The organism is Breoghania sp. L-A4, from assembly GCF_003432385.1.
Taxonomy (GTDB): Bacteria; Pseudomonadota; Alphaproteobacteria; order Rhizobiales; family Stappiaceae; genus Breoghania.
The window spans coordinates 605,749-619,077 of the sequence record NZ_CP031841.1 but is presented as its reverse complement, the minus strand read 5'-3'; the positions used below and the strand labels follow the sequence as shown (position 1 = coordinate 619,077).

Genomic DNA, 13,329 nt, shown 5'->3' with positions numbered 1-13,329 from the left:
TTCTCACTCGACATTCGCCAAGATAACCGGTTTGTGGTAGAGATATTCGCCGAAGTTGGCCGTACGAACCGGGAAATATCTGGAAATGGATGATCTGATCGCGCTTTTCGCGGATTTGGACAAGTTGGACCGCAAGATCCTGGCCAACCTGCAGACGGACGGACGCATCACCACCACCCAGTTGGCGGAGCGCATCGGCCTGTCGCCCACGGCGACGGCCGAGCGCGTCAAGCGGCTGACCCGGGACAAGTATATCCTGGGGTTCGGCGCCCGTCTGGACGCGAAGAAAATAGGACTGGGGCTGCTGGTGTTCGTCGAGGTCAAGCTGGAGCGCACCACACCGGATGTCTTCGACGCCTTCGCCAAGGCGGTCGACCGCTCGCCGGAGGTCCTCGAGTGCCACATGGTGGCCGGGGCTTCGACTACCTGATCAAGAGCCGCGTCGCCGACATGGCCGCCTACCGGAAATTCCTCGCGGAAACCGTGCAGGCTTTGCCGGGCGTGCGCGAGACCCATACCTACGCGGTGATGGAAGAGGTCAAATGCACGGACAATCTGCCGATCTGATCTGATCGGGCCAAACCGGCCGGTCTTGCCCCGCGTTCAGGATGCCTGGGCACACGCAGGTCTCACACAGCTGTGTGTTGACGGCCAGTCGCACAAAATCGCAAGACATGTCAGTATGATACTTGGCGGGCCGTGGACCGGTGGCGCTTGCGGAAGAAGGCTGCATCCATGAACATTCCAAAGACACCCGGGCGCTCAAGAACCCGGATTGCCTCATCACTCGCCGCGGCGCTCGCGGTCCTTGGCTGCCTTGCCGGCCCGGCACTTGCCGCCGATCCCGCCGACTGGGACTCGCTGCGCAGCGAGGCGCGCGGCCAGACGGTGTATTTTCACGCCTGGGGCGGCGAGCCGCGGATCAACGACTACATCGCCTGGGCCGCCGGAGTTCTGCGGGACCGCGACGGGGTGACGCTGAAACAGGTCAAGGTCGATGACACCGGCAATGTGGTCAGCCGGGTGCTGGCGGAAAAGACCGCCGGGATCGACACCGGTGGTGCGGTCGATCTGGTGTGGATCAACGGCGAGAATTTCGCCGCCATGAAGCGCGAGGGCCTGTTGCTGGACACGGGCTGGGCCGACAAGCTGCCGAACTGGCGTTTTGTGGATGTCGCCGGCAAGCCGAGCGTCGCCAATGATTTCACCGTGCCCACCGAGGGGCTGGAAGCCCCCTGGGGCATGGCGCAACTGGTGTTCATGCATGATACCGCGCGGCTGACAGAGCCGCCGCGCTCCGCCGCGGCCCTGCTGGAATGGGCCAGGGCCAATCCCGGCCGCTTCACCTATCCGCAGCCACCCGACTACATCGGCACCACCTTCCTCAAACAGGCGCTCTACGAGCTGGCGCCCGACCCCTCAGTTCTCATGCTGCCTGCGACAGACGAGAATTTCGACACGGTCACGGCCCCGCTGCTCGCCTATCTCGACGCGCTGCACTCCGTCTTGTGGCGTTCGGGCCGGGTGTTTCCGCAAAACGGCAACGCGCTACGCCAGTTGCTCGCCGACGGCGAGATCGACATCGCGATGAGCTTCAACCCGGCCGCGGCCTCCAATGCGATCGCCAACAAGGAACTGCCCGACAGCGTGCGCACGTTCGTTTTCGACGGAGGCACCATCGGCAACACCCATTTTGTAGCGATACCCTTCAACGCCAACGCCACCGCCGGCGCCATGGTCACGGCCAATTTCCTGATGTCGCCGCTGGCCCAGGCGCACAAGCAGGATCCGGCCATCTGGGGCGATCCCACCGTGCTGGCGGTGGATGCTCTTGCCCCTGAGGACAAGGCCCGCTTCGACGCGCTGGACCTGGGCATCGCCACCTTGAGCCCGGCCGAGCTGGGCCGAACGCTGCCCGAGCCACACGCCAGCTGGATGACCCGGCTGGAGCAGGTCTGGCTCGGCCGCTACGGCGCCGGCTAGCTCATGAACCCATAGACAGGCGACCCGACCGGATGCTGCGCCTCTTCCCTGCCGTGACCGCCGCCGTGCTGATCGGCCCGGTCGTGGCCGGGCTCGCCGGCGTCGCGCTGCCCGCCTTCGGCTATTTTCCGGCGCTTGGCGGAACGGCGCTCACCCTTGATGCCTGGCGGGCGCTGCTGGAGGCGCCCGGAATCTGGCGATCCGCGTGGCTCAGCCTGTGGGTGGCGCTGGCAACCTCCGCCATATCGCTCGGCATCGTGCTCGGCTTTGTCGCCGGCTGGAGCGGCAGCCGCCTGTTTTCCGTGCTCCATCGCCTGCTATCGCCGCTGCTGTCGGTGCCACATGCGGCGGCCGCCTTCGGGCTCGCCTTTCTCATCGCTCCCTCGGGCTGGATCATGCGCTTGCTGTCCCCTGGGCGACGGGCCTGGACCGCCCGCCGGACGTGCTGATCATCCACGATCCCCTGGGTCTTGCGATGATGCTCGGTCTGATCGCCAAGGAAGTGCCGTTCCTGTTTCTGATGGTGCTGGCCGCCTTGCCGCAGACCGACGCCGAGAGACTGATGCGGGTTTCAGGCAGCTTCGGATACGGCCGGATCTCCGGCTGGATGAAAATCGTGCTGCCGCGGATCTATCCGAAAATCCGTCTGCCCGTGCTCGCGGTGATCGTCTATGCGTCCTCGGTGGTCGATGTGGCGCTGATCCTCGGTCCAACGCGCCCGCCGACGCTCGCGGTCCAGCTCACGCGCTGGATGAACGATCCCGATCTGGCGATGCGTTTTCAGGCTTCCGCCGGCGCCATGCTGCAACTGGGCGTCACGGCTGCGGCCATCATCCTGTGGCTCGCGGGCGAACGGCTTGTCGCCCGGCTCGCGGGCAGCATGCTCGCCGACGGGCGGCGCTACCCGAGGGACATCGGCCCGCGTGCGCTCATGGCCTGCGCCACGGCGCTTCTGGCAGCACTGGTGATCGGCGGCGTTCTGGCGCTGGTGCCCTGGTCTTTCGCGGGGCTGTGGTCCTTTCCCGATCCGCTGCCGCGCGCCATGACGCTTGCCAACTGGAGCCAGGCCCTGCCGCAGGCCGGCGCGGCGATCGCGACCACGCTGTCAGTGGGTCTCGGCGCGCTCGCCTGTGCCACGATCCTGACCATCGGATGTCTCGAGAACGAACTTCGGACCTCCCGCCCGATCAGCCGCCGCGCCCTGGTCCTCGTCTACGCGCCCCTTCTGGTGCCGCAGGTGGCCTTCCTGTTCGGCCTGCAATTCCTGTTTCTCGTCAGCGGCGTCGGCAGCCGCTGGATCGCGCTTGTGGCCGCGCACTTCCTCTTCGTGCTGCCCTACATGTTTTTGTCGCTCGGCGATCCCTGGCGCGCCTGGGACATGCGCTACGCCCACGTCGCGGCGGGCCTTGGCGCGGGCCCCGCGCGCATCTTCTGGCGCATTCGCCTGCCGATGATGCTGCGCCCCATTCTGACGGCAGCCGCGGTGGGCTTTGCCGTGTCCGTCAGCCAGTACCTGCCGACGCTGCTGATCGGCGGCGGGCGCTGGGCGACGGTGACCACCGAAGCCGTCGCGCTGGCCTCGGGCGGCAACCGGCGGCTGATCGCGATCTACGCGCTGATCCAGATGGCATTGCCGTTCTTCGGTTTCGCCATCGCGCTGGGTGTCCCCGCACTGCTCTACCGCAACCGCGCCGCCATGAGGCACAGCGAATGACCCTGTACCGCGCGCCCAATGATGCCGCCGGCCTGACCCTGCGCAACGTCCGCATCGCGAGGGGAGAGCGGCAGCTCCTGCACATCGATGCGCACATCGCGCCGGGCGAGGCGCTGACGGTCATGGGCGAGAGCGGCTCGGGGAAATCAACCCTGCTCGCCTATATCGGCGGGTTTCTCGCGCCCGCCTTCAGCGCGTCCGGGCAGGTGCTGCTCGACGGCGAGGACGTGTCCCTCCTGCCCGCCAACCGGCGCCACGTCGGCCTGCTGTTTCAGGACGACTTGCTGTTTCCGCATATGTCGGTGGTGCAGAATCTGATGTTCGCCATCCCGGAGGGCGGGGCGCGCGGCAAACGGCGCGCGCTGGCCGTCAGCGCTCTGGCCGATGTGTCCCTGACCGGGTGCGAAGACCGCGATCCCGCGACCCTGTCAGGGGGCCAGCGGGCGCGGGTCGCCTTGATGCGCGTGTTGCTGTCGCGGCCGCGCGCGCTGCTGCTGGACGAACCCTTCTCCAAGCTCGACATGGCGTTGCGCGACCAGGTCCGGGAGCTGGTATTCACCATGGCGCGGGCGCGCAACCTGCCGATGCTGCTCGTCACCCATGACATCCGGGATGCGGAAGCCGCCGGCGGCGCCCGCGTGGATCTCGACGCCCCTGACAGGGCACGAAAAAAGGCGGCCGAAGATTCTCCGGCCGCCTCGTGAATTGCTGCAAGCGCGGCCGGGAACACCCGGCGCGCCTTACTCGGCTTCGTTGGCCGGAACCGCCTGCGTCTGCATGTAGTTTGCGACGCCGATCGATTCCAGCAGCTCGAGCTGGGTCTCGAGGTAGTCGATATGACCTTCCTCGTCCGCCATCAGCTCTTCGAACAGCTTCATGGTCACGTAGTCGCCCTTGTCGTGGCAGACCTCGCGGGATTCCTTGTAGAGGGCGCGGGCGCTGTATTCGCCGGCAAGGTCGCACTCCAGGACTTCCTTGATGTTCTGGCCGATACGCAGAGGGTCGAGGCTTTGCATGTTCGGATGGCCTTCGAGGAAGATGATGCGCTGCACGAGCTTGTCGGCGTGCTGCATTTCCTCGATCGATTCCTCCCGTTCCTTGGCGGCGAAACGGGCAAAACCCAATCCTCGGTCAGCCGGTAATGAACCCAGTACTGGTTCACGGCCGTCATCTCATGGCGCAACGCCTTGTTGAGATATTCGATGACCTCGGGTTCACCTTTCATGTGAAGGACTCCTTAGATTTGCGGCGTGTGTGGCGATCTACCTGTTCAACTGGCGATCCTTGGCGGAGCCGGCGTGCGCGCACGCGTTGTCGCGCGTGTCGTCTTCGCGCCCGCTCTGCATCTCATGTATCACTTTCACGACCAGCGGGAAACAATTGCCGCACCGCGGCCGGCAGCCGAGCCGCTTGAAAACGCCGCCGGGAGTGACGATGCGTCCGCCGGGCGTGTCGCGAATTTCACTCGCCGCGCGCGCCAGGTCCTTGTCGCTCAACACATTGCAGGAACAGATGATCATTCGTTGAATGCCTACAGAATCACATTTGGCTCGGGGACCCTTCTCGGCCCACCTGGCTTGATTGCCTGACCCGGCGCACTTGGCAGTCTTGCATTCCCGACATACATGCAGGCCATGCTGACCAAACGTACATGGCGGTCATTGCGGGGATACGATACGGTGACACGCCACTTGGTTGAAAACCGCCAACAACTTCCCACCATTCGACAGCGCCGTGTCCTCCGGGACACGAAGCCCCTAGAAGAATGACAAGGCACACGCGATGAGCGACCTCGATACAGATACCGGTCCGCGCAAGGTGATCGTCCTCACAGGCGCAAGCCGTGGCATCGGTCACGCCACCGTGAAGCGGTTTTCCGCCTCCGGCTGGCGCGTCATCACGTGTTCACGCTTCGCCTTCTCCGACAAGTGCCCCTGGCCCTCCGGTCCCGAGGATCACATCCAGCTTGACCTGTCAGACGCCGACAATCTTGGCGCCGCCGTCGAGGACATCCGCAGACGTCTGGAGGCAGAAGGATCAAAGTTGAATGCACTTGTCAACAATGCTGCGATCAGCCCGAAGAACGAAAGCGGTGAACGGCTGGATTCTCTCAACACTCCCATGGACCTGTGGCGGGACGTGTTCCAGGTGAATTTTTTCGCGCCCATCATGCTGGCCCGCGGATTGTTCCACGAGTTGAAGGCCGCGGGCGGATCGATCGTCAACGTCACCTCGATCGCCGGCCTCCGTGTCCACCCATTCGCGGGCACCGCCTATGCGACATCCAAGGCGGCACTGGCCTCACTGACGCGCGAAATGGCGGCTGACTTCGGCCCGCACGGCGTGCGCGTCAACGCCATCGCTCCAGGCGAGATCGACACCTCGATCCTCTCGCCGGGCACCGAGAACATGATCCAGGACATTCCGCTTCGCCGCCTGGGCAGGCCGGAGGAGGTCGCCGAGACGATCCACTTCCTGTGCACGTCTCCGAGTTCCTACGTCACCGGCGCCGAGATCCACATCAACGGCGGCCAGCACGTCTGAGGAGCCGTGCGCCCTTGGCGTCTCACGGTCATTCAGCACGCCATCCGTTGCGGCACTTCGGATCAACGCACGGTTTCCGCGAGCTCATGCGCCGGACTGCGCCGCTATTTAAATAGAACAGGCAGTTTAACTTAAGTAATACTCCTTATATGCCCATCTATATTTCACCATTCCAATTTACAATCATAGATAATTTACGTTTTGTGCGCACAACATGAGAAAAGAACTCCTTGTGAGGTATACTCATGCGTTGGAATATTGGTGCCAGGCTCAGCGTTCTGGTCGTCGCCTGTTCGTTCGGGGCTATCATTCTGGCCGCCATCTTGGTGTTTCAGCAGCGTTCCACGCTCTATGAGCAACGCGGGTCGGAACTCAAGCACATCACGCAAACGGTCATAAGCATCCTGAAGGTCAACCATGATGCCGCCACGTCAGGCCTCATGACAGAGGATGAGGCCAAGACGCGCGCGGCGGATACCATTCGGCAACTGCGGTATTCGGGCTCTGAATATTTCTGGGTCAACGACTACAATGCGAAGGTCGTCCTGCACGGCGTCAAGCCGGAACTCGAAGGCAAAGACCTCACCGACATGGTGGATGTCAACGGAAAGCGCATCTTTTCCGAGTTCGTGGCGATCGTTAAGGCCAATGGCTCGGGGCTTGTCGATTACTACTGGCCCAAGGCTGGAAGCGATGTCCCGGTTGCCAAGATCTCCTATGTCGAGGGCTTCCAGCCCTGGCAGTGGATCGTTGGCACTGGCGTCTATGTCGACGACCTGGAGGCCATCTTCTGGAACCAGGTCTACACCTTGCTGATGCTCGCGCTTCCGGTCGTCATCGTCCTCGGCTTCGCGGCGCGCCTGCTTGTTCGCTCCATTACCAAACCTCTGGGACATCTGAGCGCGGTCATGGACGACCTGCGCGAGGGCAGGACCGACATGGAGATCGCCGAGATCGGCCGCACGGACGAGATCGGCGAGATGGCGCGCGCCGTCGACGTGTTCCGCACCAACGCGATCGCGCAGGCGCGCCTGGAAGACGAACAGGCGGCGGGGCTTGTCGCCCGCGAGGAGCGCCAGCAGCGCATCGAGTCTCTGATAGACGCCTTCCGATCCACCTCGCAGGATCTGCTCGGCGCGGTGGATACGACAAATACCAGCCTGGAAGCGACCGCTCGGGCGCTGGACAGCGTCGCCTCCTCAAGCGCCACGCAGGCCCAGGACGCCGCGGGCGCATCGGAAGAAGCCTCCGACAACGTCCAGTCGGTCGCAAGTGCCGCAGAGGAACTCGCCTCGTCGATCTCCGAGATCTCGCAGCAGGTCAGCCGCACCACGGCCATCGTCAATCAGGCGACGCATGCGGCGCAATCCTCCAACGAGAAGGTCGCCAGCCTCGCCACAGCCGCCTCCAAGATCGGCGATGTGGTCTCGCTGATTCAAGCGATCGCGGAACAGACCAACCTGCTGGCGCTCAACGCCACCATCGAGGCGGCGCGGGCCGGCGAGATGGGCAAGGGCTTTGCCGTCGTTGCTGCGGAAGTGAAGGAACTGGCGACCCAGACGTCGAAGGCGACGGAGGAAATCGGCACCCAGATCTCGGCGATCCAGTCGTCAACCGCACAGGCTGTCGATGCGATCGGCGGCATCACCAAAACGATGGACGACGTCAACGAATACACGGGCGCCATCGCGGCGGCGGTTGAGGAACAGGGAGCCGCAACCAACGAGATCAGCCGCAATATCCAGAGCGCGGCGTCGCGCACCCAGACGGTGGTGGGCAGCATCTCCGAGCTCGACAAGGCCGTGAAGGAAACCAACCGCTCGGCCGAGTCCGTGCTGACGGCGACCGCGGATGCGTCCGAGAACACACAGCGCTTCCGTGAGGAGATCGCCACCTTCCTCCGCGATGTCGCCGCCGCCTGACAGCGATGCCGTGAGCGCGGCGCCGCAAACCGCCGAGCCACGGCGCATCCCGCGCGTGCCCAACCGGCACACCCGGGGTGCGCGCCCTTGGGCATGTCACGCGCTCATGAGCCGCGGCCGCGGTGTTTCGGGTCTCTTCCCGGATCCACACCAACCCTCCGGCGCGCTGCAACCCGTCTCCGCGATGCGATTCAAGCATATACCCGCGGCCGGGCTTCAATGGCCGCGTCGGCGTTCTCCGCATGCGAAAACGCCGCAATGCCGCTCCCTTTTCAGACGTCCGTGCGCCTGAATGGACCGTCTCGCGTTACATGATCCACCTTGACAACAGTTCCTGCGTAACACGGCAAACACTTTCATACGCGCATTTGAAAGTGTTCCTTTACAATCAATTAAATATTGTCGCAGTTGAACTACTGTGCATCACCGAAGTCATGCCACTTCAGGTGGAGCCTAGATTGGAACAGTCATGAAATTCAACGTTTCACGCCTGCGTATCTCGACCGCGATGACAGTCGTCTCCGTGATCATGATCGCCGCATCCATTTCCGCAATTGGTCTTGTCGTCTATTCCATCATTTCCGACAAGGTTCGCGAGCAGGCGACAGATGGCCAGAACGCCAGCCTCCGTGTCGCCGCCACCATTCTCGAGCGCACCGTCGACGGCGTAAACGTAAGCTGGGGCAAGGATGGCAACGTCGAAAAGATCGTCGTCGATCAATTCCCGGATTTTGAAGAACACAGCATGATCGACACCGTCGGCCGCATGACCGGCGAAACCGCGACCGTGTTCCAATGGGACCCCGAGAGCCGTGATTTCTGGCGCAAGACGACCAACATCGTCAAACCCGACGGCAAGCGCGCCGTGGGCACCCCCCTGGGGCAGAAGGGCGCCGTCTACCCGGTCCTCACCGGTGGCAAGACATTCCGCGGCGAGGCGGTGATCCTGGGGCTGCCGTATTACACCATCTACCAGCCGATCTTCTCCAAGGCCGGCGAGGTCACGGGTATCCTCTACGCCGGGGTGAAGAAAGACGAGATCAACGCCATCATCGGCGAGATCCTCGGCAAGCTCGCCTTCGCCTTCGTCATCGTTCTCGCGGTTTCCGGCACCCTCAGCGTGTTCATCTCCCGCATTCTTCTCAAGCCGCTGCCGGTGCTCTCCGCGATCACCCAGAAGATCGCGAACGACGATTTTGAAGCCGACCTGCCCTACACCGAACGCAGTGACGAGATCGGTGAACTTGCGAAATCGGTGCGCACCTTCCAGCAACGGGGACTGGAGCGCGTCGCAATCGCCGCGGAGCAAGCCAGCGACCGCGCCGCCAGCGAGCAACGCCAGAAGCGCACCGAGCAGCTCATCGACGGTTTCCGCAACACGGTTCAGGGAATGATCGACTCCGTCGAGGAGACGGCGCACGGCATGGAAGAGACCGCCCGCGCGCTGACCGACATTGCGCGCGAGAGCGCCGGCCAGGCCAGTGAGACGGCCGCCGCCAGCGAGGAAGCCACCGGTAACGTCGAGACGGTCGCAAGTGCCGCTGAGGAACTCTCCTCCTCGATCTCCGAAATCAGCCGCCAGGTCGGCCAGACAACGGAAATCGTCGGCCGGGCGACGATCGGCGCCCAGTCCACCAACGAGAAGATTTCCTCGCTGGCCAACGCGGCCAACAAGATCGGCGAGGTCATTGGCCTGATCCAAGACATCGCCGAGCAGACCAATCTGCTGGCGCTGAACGCCACCATCGAGGCCGCGCGCGCCGGAGAGATGGGCAAGGGGTTCGCGGTCGTGGCGTCGGAAGTGAAGGAGCTGGCCACCCAGACGTCAAAGGCCACCGAGGAAATCGGCGCGCAGATCGCCGCGATCCAGAGCTCCACAACGGAAGCCGTGGAAGCCATTGGCGAGATCACGCGCACCATGGACGAGGTCAATGGCTACACCTCGGCGATCGCCAGCGCGGTCCAGGAGCAGGGAGCGGCGACGGTCGACATCTCGCGCAACGTGCAGCAGGCCGCCCAGGGCACGGTCGCGGTGACCGGCAACATGGCCACGCTGTCACAGGCGGTCGCCCAGACCAACGCATCGGCGGAAGACGTACTCAACGCGTCGACGGCGGTGACCGGCAAGACCGACCAGTTGCGGCAGGAAATCAACCACTTCCTGCAGGAAGTCAGCGCCGCGTGACGCGACCGGGCAGCCCCGGCGGGGCTTGTCGCGACCAACACTGACAATGGGAGGGCGCTTCGGCGCCCTTTCCGCGCGCGCATGGATGAAGATCGCCGCGCCGCGTTCATCGCGCGAAATTCCCCTTCGTTAGATTTCTCCTTTTTTCAATACTCTACATTACTCATGCTACTTTTGTCGAATACACTCCCAAAAACATCATGACCAACGTCGATTTCCGATATCCAGACAATGTAATATTAGAAAATTTACCAAGTCTTTACTCGCAATTGTTCAAATCCTCCCAACCAAAACAATTGAATCGGGTCCGGAAATGCACACCGTGAGAAATGCACTCGCCAACCTTCCATTCGGCGCCAAGATCGGTGGCGGCTTCGCCCTGGTTGTCGCGCTCTCCGTCATCCTCGGCCTGAGCGGGACCTTCGCGATCATGACGCTCAACGAGCGCATGGGTCTCACGGCACGCACCACGGGCATCATCACGCAGTTGCAGAAGGTTTCCGCAAGCCGCGAAGTCTTTCTGAAATCCCGTGACGCGGCGGCCGCGGTCACCGTCCAGGACAATGTCGACGCGTTGCAGCGCCAGCTTGGCGACATGCGCGACATGGCCCAGACGCAGGAGGTTCAAAGCCTTCTCACCAGCGCGATGGGCTCGGTCGATGGCCTCAAGTCCAACTTCGTTGATGTGACCGGAAATCTGGAGCAGCAAGCCGAGCAGCTCGCCGCGCTCCTCGCCGCGTCCACCCGCCTCGAAGGCGCCGCGAAGTCCATCAACACCGCGGTGGAAGCCGAACGCGAGGCTTCCTCCACGCAACTCCTGGAAAACACGTCCCTGCTGACCAAGGCCGATGCGCTCGGCCGGGAAATCACTCAGCTCCTGGACGACGCGAAATCAATTCAGAGCCGCTTCGCCGCCTCCACCAGCGGCCCGGAGCTTGTCGAGACCATCGCGCTCGCCAAGACATTGGCCGACGCCACCGGCGCGCTGGCGGCGGACGCCTTGAACGACACGCAACGCGGTGAAATCGACGGCGTCGCCTCCCAGGCGGCCGCGCTTGCCGCGAAACTGGAAGAACTGGCGACGACGACGGATTTCATGAAGCTCTTTGGCCTTCGGAGCGCAGTGAAGGACCTGGCGGCGGCGGCGGTCGAGCAGGTCGGCGCCCAGCGCGCCCGCACCTATGCGATCGCCGACGATATCCGCGCCACGACCCGCGCTCTTGGCGCCCAGCAGGCATCCATCAGCAAACTGGCGTCGGATTCGGTGGCTTTCATCAATCAGACCCTCGACGCAAAGTCCGAAACCTTTGCCTATCTCGGGGATTTGCAGGGCCATGAGGCCGAACGGGTCGCCGCCGCGATCGACGCGCTGAGCGTGTCCGCGAACACACTCAAGAGCGACGGCAAGGCCATCGAGAGCCTGGCAGAGGCAACGAACAGCATCGACGGTGTTATCGCCGACTACCGCCAGGTTTTCGACGGAATGGTCGCCACAAGACAGGCCCTGGCCGAAAAGCAGCTCGCGCTCGACAAGCTGTCCGGCGCCGTGAGCACCGGCATATCGTCTATTGCGGCAACCGAGGGCGCCGCCGCGGCAGCAGCCGGCGACGCCGCTCTGCTGAGGATTGCCGTCGTTCTGATCGCGGCGATTTCGCTCAGCTGCGCGATCGCTTTCTTCCTCGCGCGGGCCATTTCCCGACCGGTCCGTGCACTGACGGCGACCATGGAGCGGCTTGCGCAGGGCGACACGGAGCTTGAGATCGCCGGAACGCAACGCGGAGACGAAATCGGCGGCATGAGCCGCGCCGTCCAGGTGTTCCGCGACAACGCGATCGACCGTCGCAGGCTTGCCGAAAACCAGCAGCGCGAACAAGACGCGGAAGCGGCGCGCCAGACGCGCGTGACCACGCTGATCACCGGCTTCCGCTCCACCATTCAGGACCTGCTGAGCTCTGTTTCGGGCAGCGTCTCGGATATGGAGAAGACGGCCGGCACCTTGTCCGAGATCGCCACCCAGGCGGCGGCTCAAACCAGCGAGGCCGCCGACGCCTCCGAACTGGCCAACGCCAACGTCCAGACCGTCGCCAGCGCCGCGGAAGAACTCTCCTCCTCGATCCAGGAAATCAGCCGCCAGGTCGGCCAGACCACCGAGATCGTCAGCACGGCGACCACAGGCGCGAAGGAAACCAACGCCAAGGTCTCCTCGCTGGCAGCGGCGGCCAACAAGATCGGCGAGGTCATCAGCCTCATTCAGGACATCGCCGAACAGACCAACCTTCTGGCGCTCAACGCCACCATCGAGGCGGCGCGCGCCGGCGAGATGGGCAAGGGGTTTGCGGTCGTCGCCTCGGAAGTGAAGGTTCTGGCGACCCAGACGTCCAGGGCCACCGAGGAGATCGGCGCACAGGTGGCCGCGATTCAGGCCTCGACCTCCGACGCGGTGGATGCCATCGGCGCAATCACCGCGACCATGGACGAGGTCAACCAGTACACCGGCGCCATCGCCGCGGCTGTTGAGCAACAGGGCGCGGCAACCGGTGAGATCAGCCGCAGCGTCCAGGACGCCACCCGCGGCACGACCTCGGTGAGCCAGAATATGAAGACGCTCGCCGACGCCGTCGCACAGACGAGCAGTTCGGTGACAACGGTGCATTCGGCCACCACCGACGTCTCCCGCAAGACCGAGGACCTGCGCAGCGAAATCGATCGCTTCCTGCGCGAAGTCACCGCGGCCTGATTGCTGTCGCTTTTCTGGGAAGCCCCGGCATCGCCGGGCGCTTCCCGGACAAACGGCAGGAACCTCCCCCAACAGATCTTGTGACATGAAGCCGGATGCCGTGCGGACGCGCGCGTCCGGCACTCTCCGTTGCCCGGAGCCGTCGCTTGCCGGACCGGCAGCCGCGGTTCTCCGGAGACGGCCAGTCGGACCATCGAGCCGTCCCCCGTCATAAATATCAATAAATGCATATTTCAATGTCTTA

At 63.8% G+C, this 13,329-nt stretch carries 9 protein-coding genes and 2 pseudogenes; 9 read left to right on the top strand and 2 right to left on the bottom strand.

The features are described from left to right. Positions 1-85: 85 nt before the first annotated feature. From D1F64_RS02985 to D1F64_RS02970, 5 genes and pseudogenes are all read left to right on the top strand, one after another. A pseudogene (locus D1F64_RS02985) lies at positions 86-567 on the top strand (Lrp/AsnC ligand binding domain-containing protein). Between the two features lie 168 nt (positions 568-735). Next, positions 736-1,983 carry an ABC transporter substrate-binding protein gene (locus tag D1F64_RS02980; RefSeq protein WP_117411204.1) on the top strand — a complete coding sequence of 416 codons (1,248 nt, stop codon included), beginning with the start codon at positions 736-738 and terminating at the stop codon, positions 1,981-1,983. Positions 1,984-2,015: 32 nt separating this feature from the next. After that, positions 2,016-2,432 (top strand): hypothetical protein, encoded by a 417-nt coding sequence (locus D1F64_RS25290; RefSeq protein WP_346432294.1) that lies wholly within the window; start codon positions 2,016-2,018, stop codon positions 2,430-2,432. Further along, complete coding sequence (locus D1F64_RS02975; RefSeq protein ID WP_346432293.1) at positions 2,426-3,697, top strand: ABC transporter permease subunit; 1,272 nt, start codon at positions 2,426-2,428, stop codon at positions 3,695-3,697. The genes D1F64_RS25290 and D1F64_RS02975 overlap by 7 nt, the downstream gene beginning before the upstream one ends. Continuing rightward, on the top strand, positions 3,694-4,401 hold the full coding sequence (locus D1F64_RS02970) for an ATP-binding cassette domain-containing protein (protein ID WP_117411203.1): 708 nt from the start codon (positions 3,694-3,696) through the stop codon (positions 4,399-4,401). Before D1F64_RS02975 ends, D1F64_RS02970 begins: the two co-directional genes overlap by 4 nt. Positions 4,402-4,437: 36 nt before the next feature. Here D1F64_RS02970 and bfr read toward each other — a convergent pair. Next, positions 4,438-4,922, bottom strand: a pseudogene (bfr, locus tag D1F64_RS02965) (bacterioferritin). A gap of 37 nt (positions 4,923-4,959) precedes the next feature. Further along, complete coding sequence (locus D1F64_RS02960; RefSeq protein WP_248304593.1) at positions 4,960-5,196, bottom strand: hypothetical protein; 237 nt, start codon at positions 5,194-5,196, stop codon at positions 4,960-4,962. Positions 5,197-5,479: 283 nt separating this feature from the next. Between D1F64_RS02960 and D1F64_RS02955 the strand changes: the two genes are divergently transcribed. The 4 genes from D1F64_RS02955 to D1F64_RS02940 all read left to right on the top strand — a co-directional run bounded on the left by D1F64_RS02955 (position 5,480) and on the right by D1F64_RS02940 (position 13,085). Beyond that, complete coding sequence (locus tag D1F64_RS02955; RefSeq protein ID WP_117411201.1) at positions 5,480-6,241, top strand: SDR family oxidoreductase; 762 nt, start codon at positions 5,480-5,482, stop codon at positions 6,239-6,241. A gap of 245 nt (positions 6,242-6,486) precedes the next feature. Next, positions 6,487-8,163, top strand: a complete 1,677-nt coding sequence (locus D1F64_RS02950) for a cache domain-containing protein (protein WP_117411200.1) — start codon at positions 6,487-6,489, stop codon at positions 8,161-8,163. Positions 8,164-8,632: 469 nt separating this feature from the next. After that, positions 8,633-10,348 (top strand): Cache 3/Cache 2 fusion domain-containing protein, encoded by a 1,716-nt coding sequence (locus D1F64_RS02945; RefSeq protein ID WP_117411199.1) that lies wholly within the window; start codon positions 8,633-8,635, stop codon positions 10,346-10,348. 322 nt (positions 10,349-10,670) lie between these two features. Beyond that, positions 10,671-13,085: a HAMP domain-containing methyl-accepting chemotaxis protein gene (locus tag D1F64_RS02940; RefSeq protein ID WP_162901243.1), complete on the top strand. Its 2,415-nt coding sequence runs from the start codon at positions 10,671-10,673 to the stop codon at positions 13,083-13,085. The last annotated feature ends 244 nt before the right edge of the window (positions 13,086-13,329 follow it).

Excerpts from the sequence above, each read along its gene's own strand:
- D1F64_RS02980 (WP_117411204.1), top strand. The coding sequence starts at position 736 with ATGAACATTCCAAAGACACCCGGGCGCTCAAGAACCCGGATTGCCTCA.
- D1F64_RS25290 (WP_346432294.1), top strand. The coding sequence starts at position 2,016 with ATGCTGCGCCTCTTCCCTGCCGTGACCGCCGCCGTGCTGATCGGCCCG.
- D1F64_RS02970 (WP_117411203.1), top strand. The coding sequence starts at position 3,694 with ATGACCCTGTACCGCGCGCCCAATGATGCCGCCGGCCTGACCCTGCGC.
- D1F64_RS02955 (WP_117411201.1), top strand. The coding sequence starts at position 5,480 with ATGAGCGACCTCGATACAGATACCGGTCCGCGCAAGGTGATCGTCCTC.
- D1F64_RS02950 (WP_117411200.1), top strand. The coding sequence starts at position 6,487 with ATGCGTTGGAATATTGGTGCCAGGCTCAGCGTTCTGGTCGTCGCCTGT.
- D1F64_RS02945 (WP_117411199.1), top strand. The coding sequence starts at position 8,633 with ATGAAATTCAACGTTTCACGCCTGCGTATCTCGACCGCGATGACAGTC.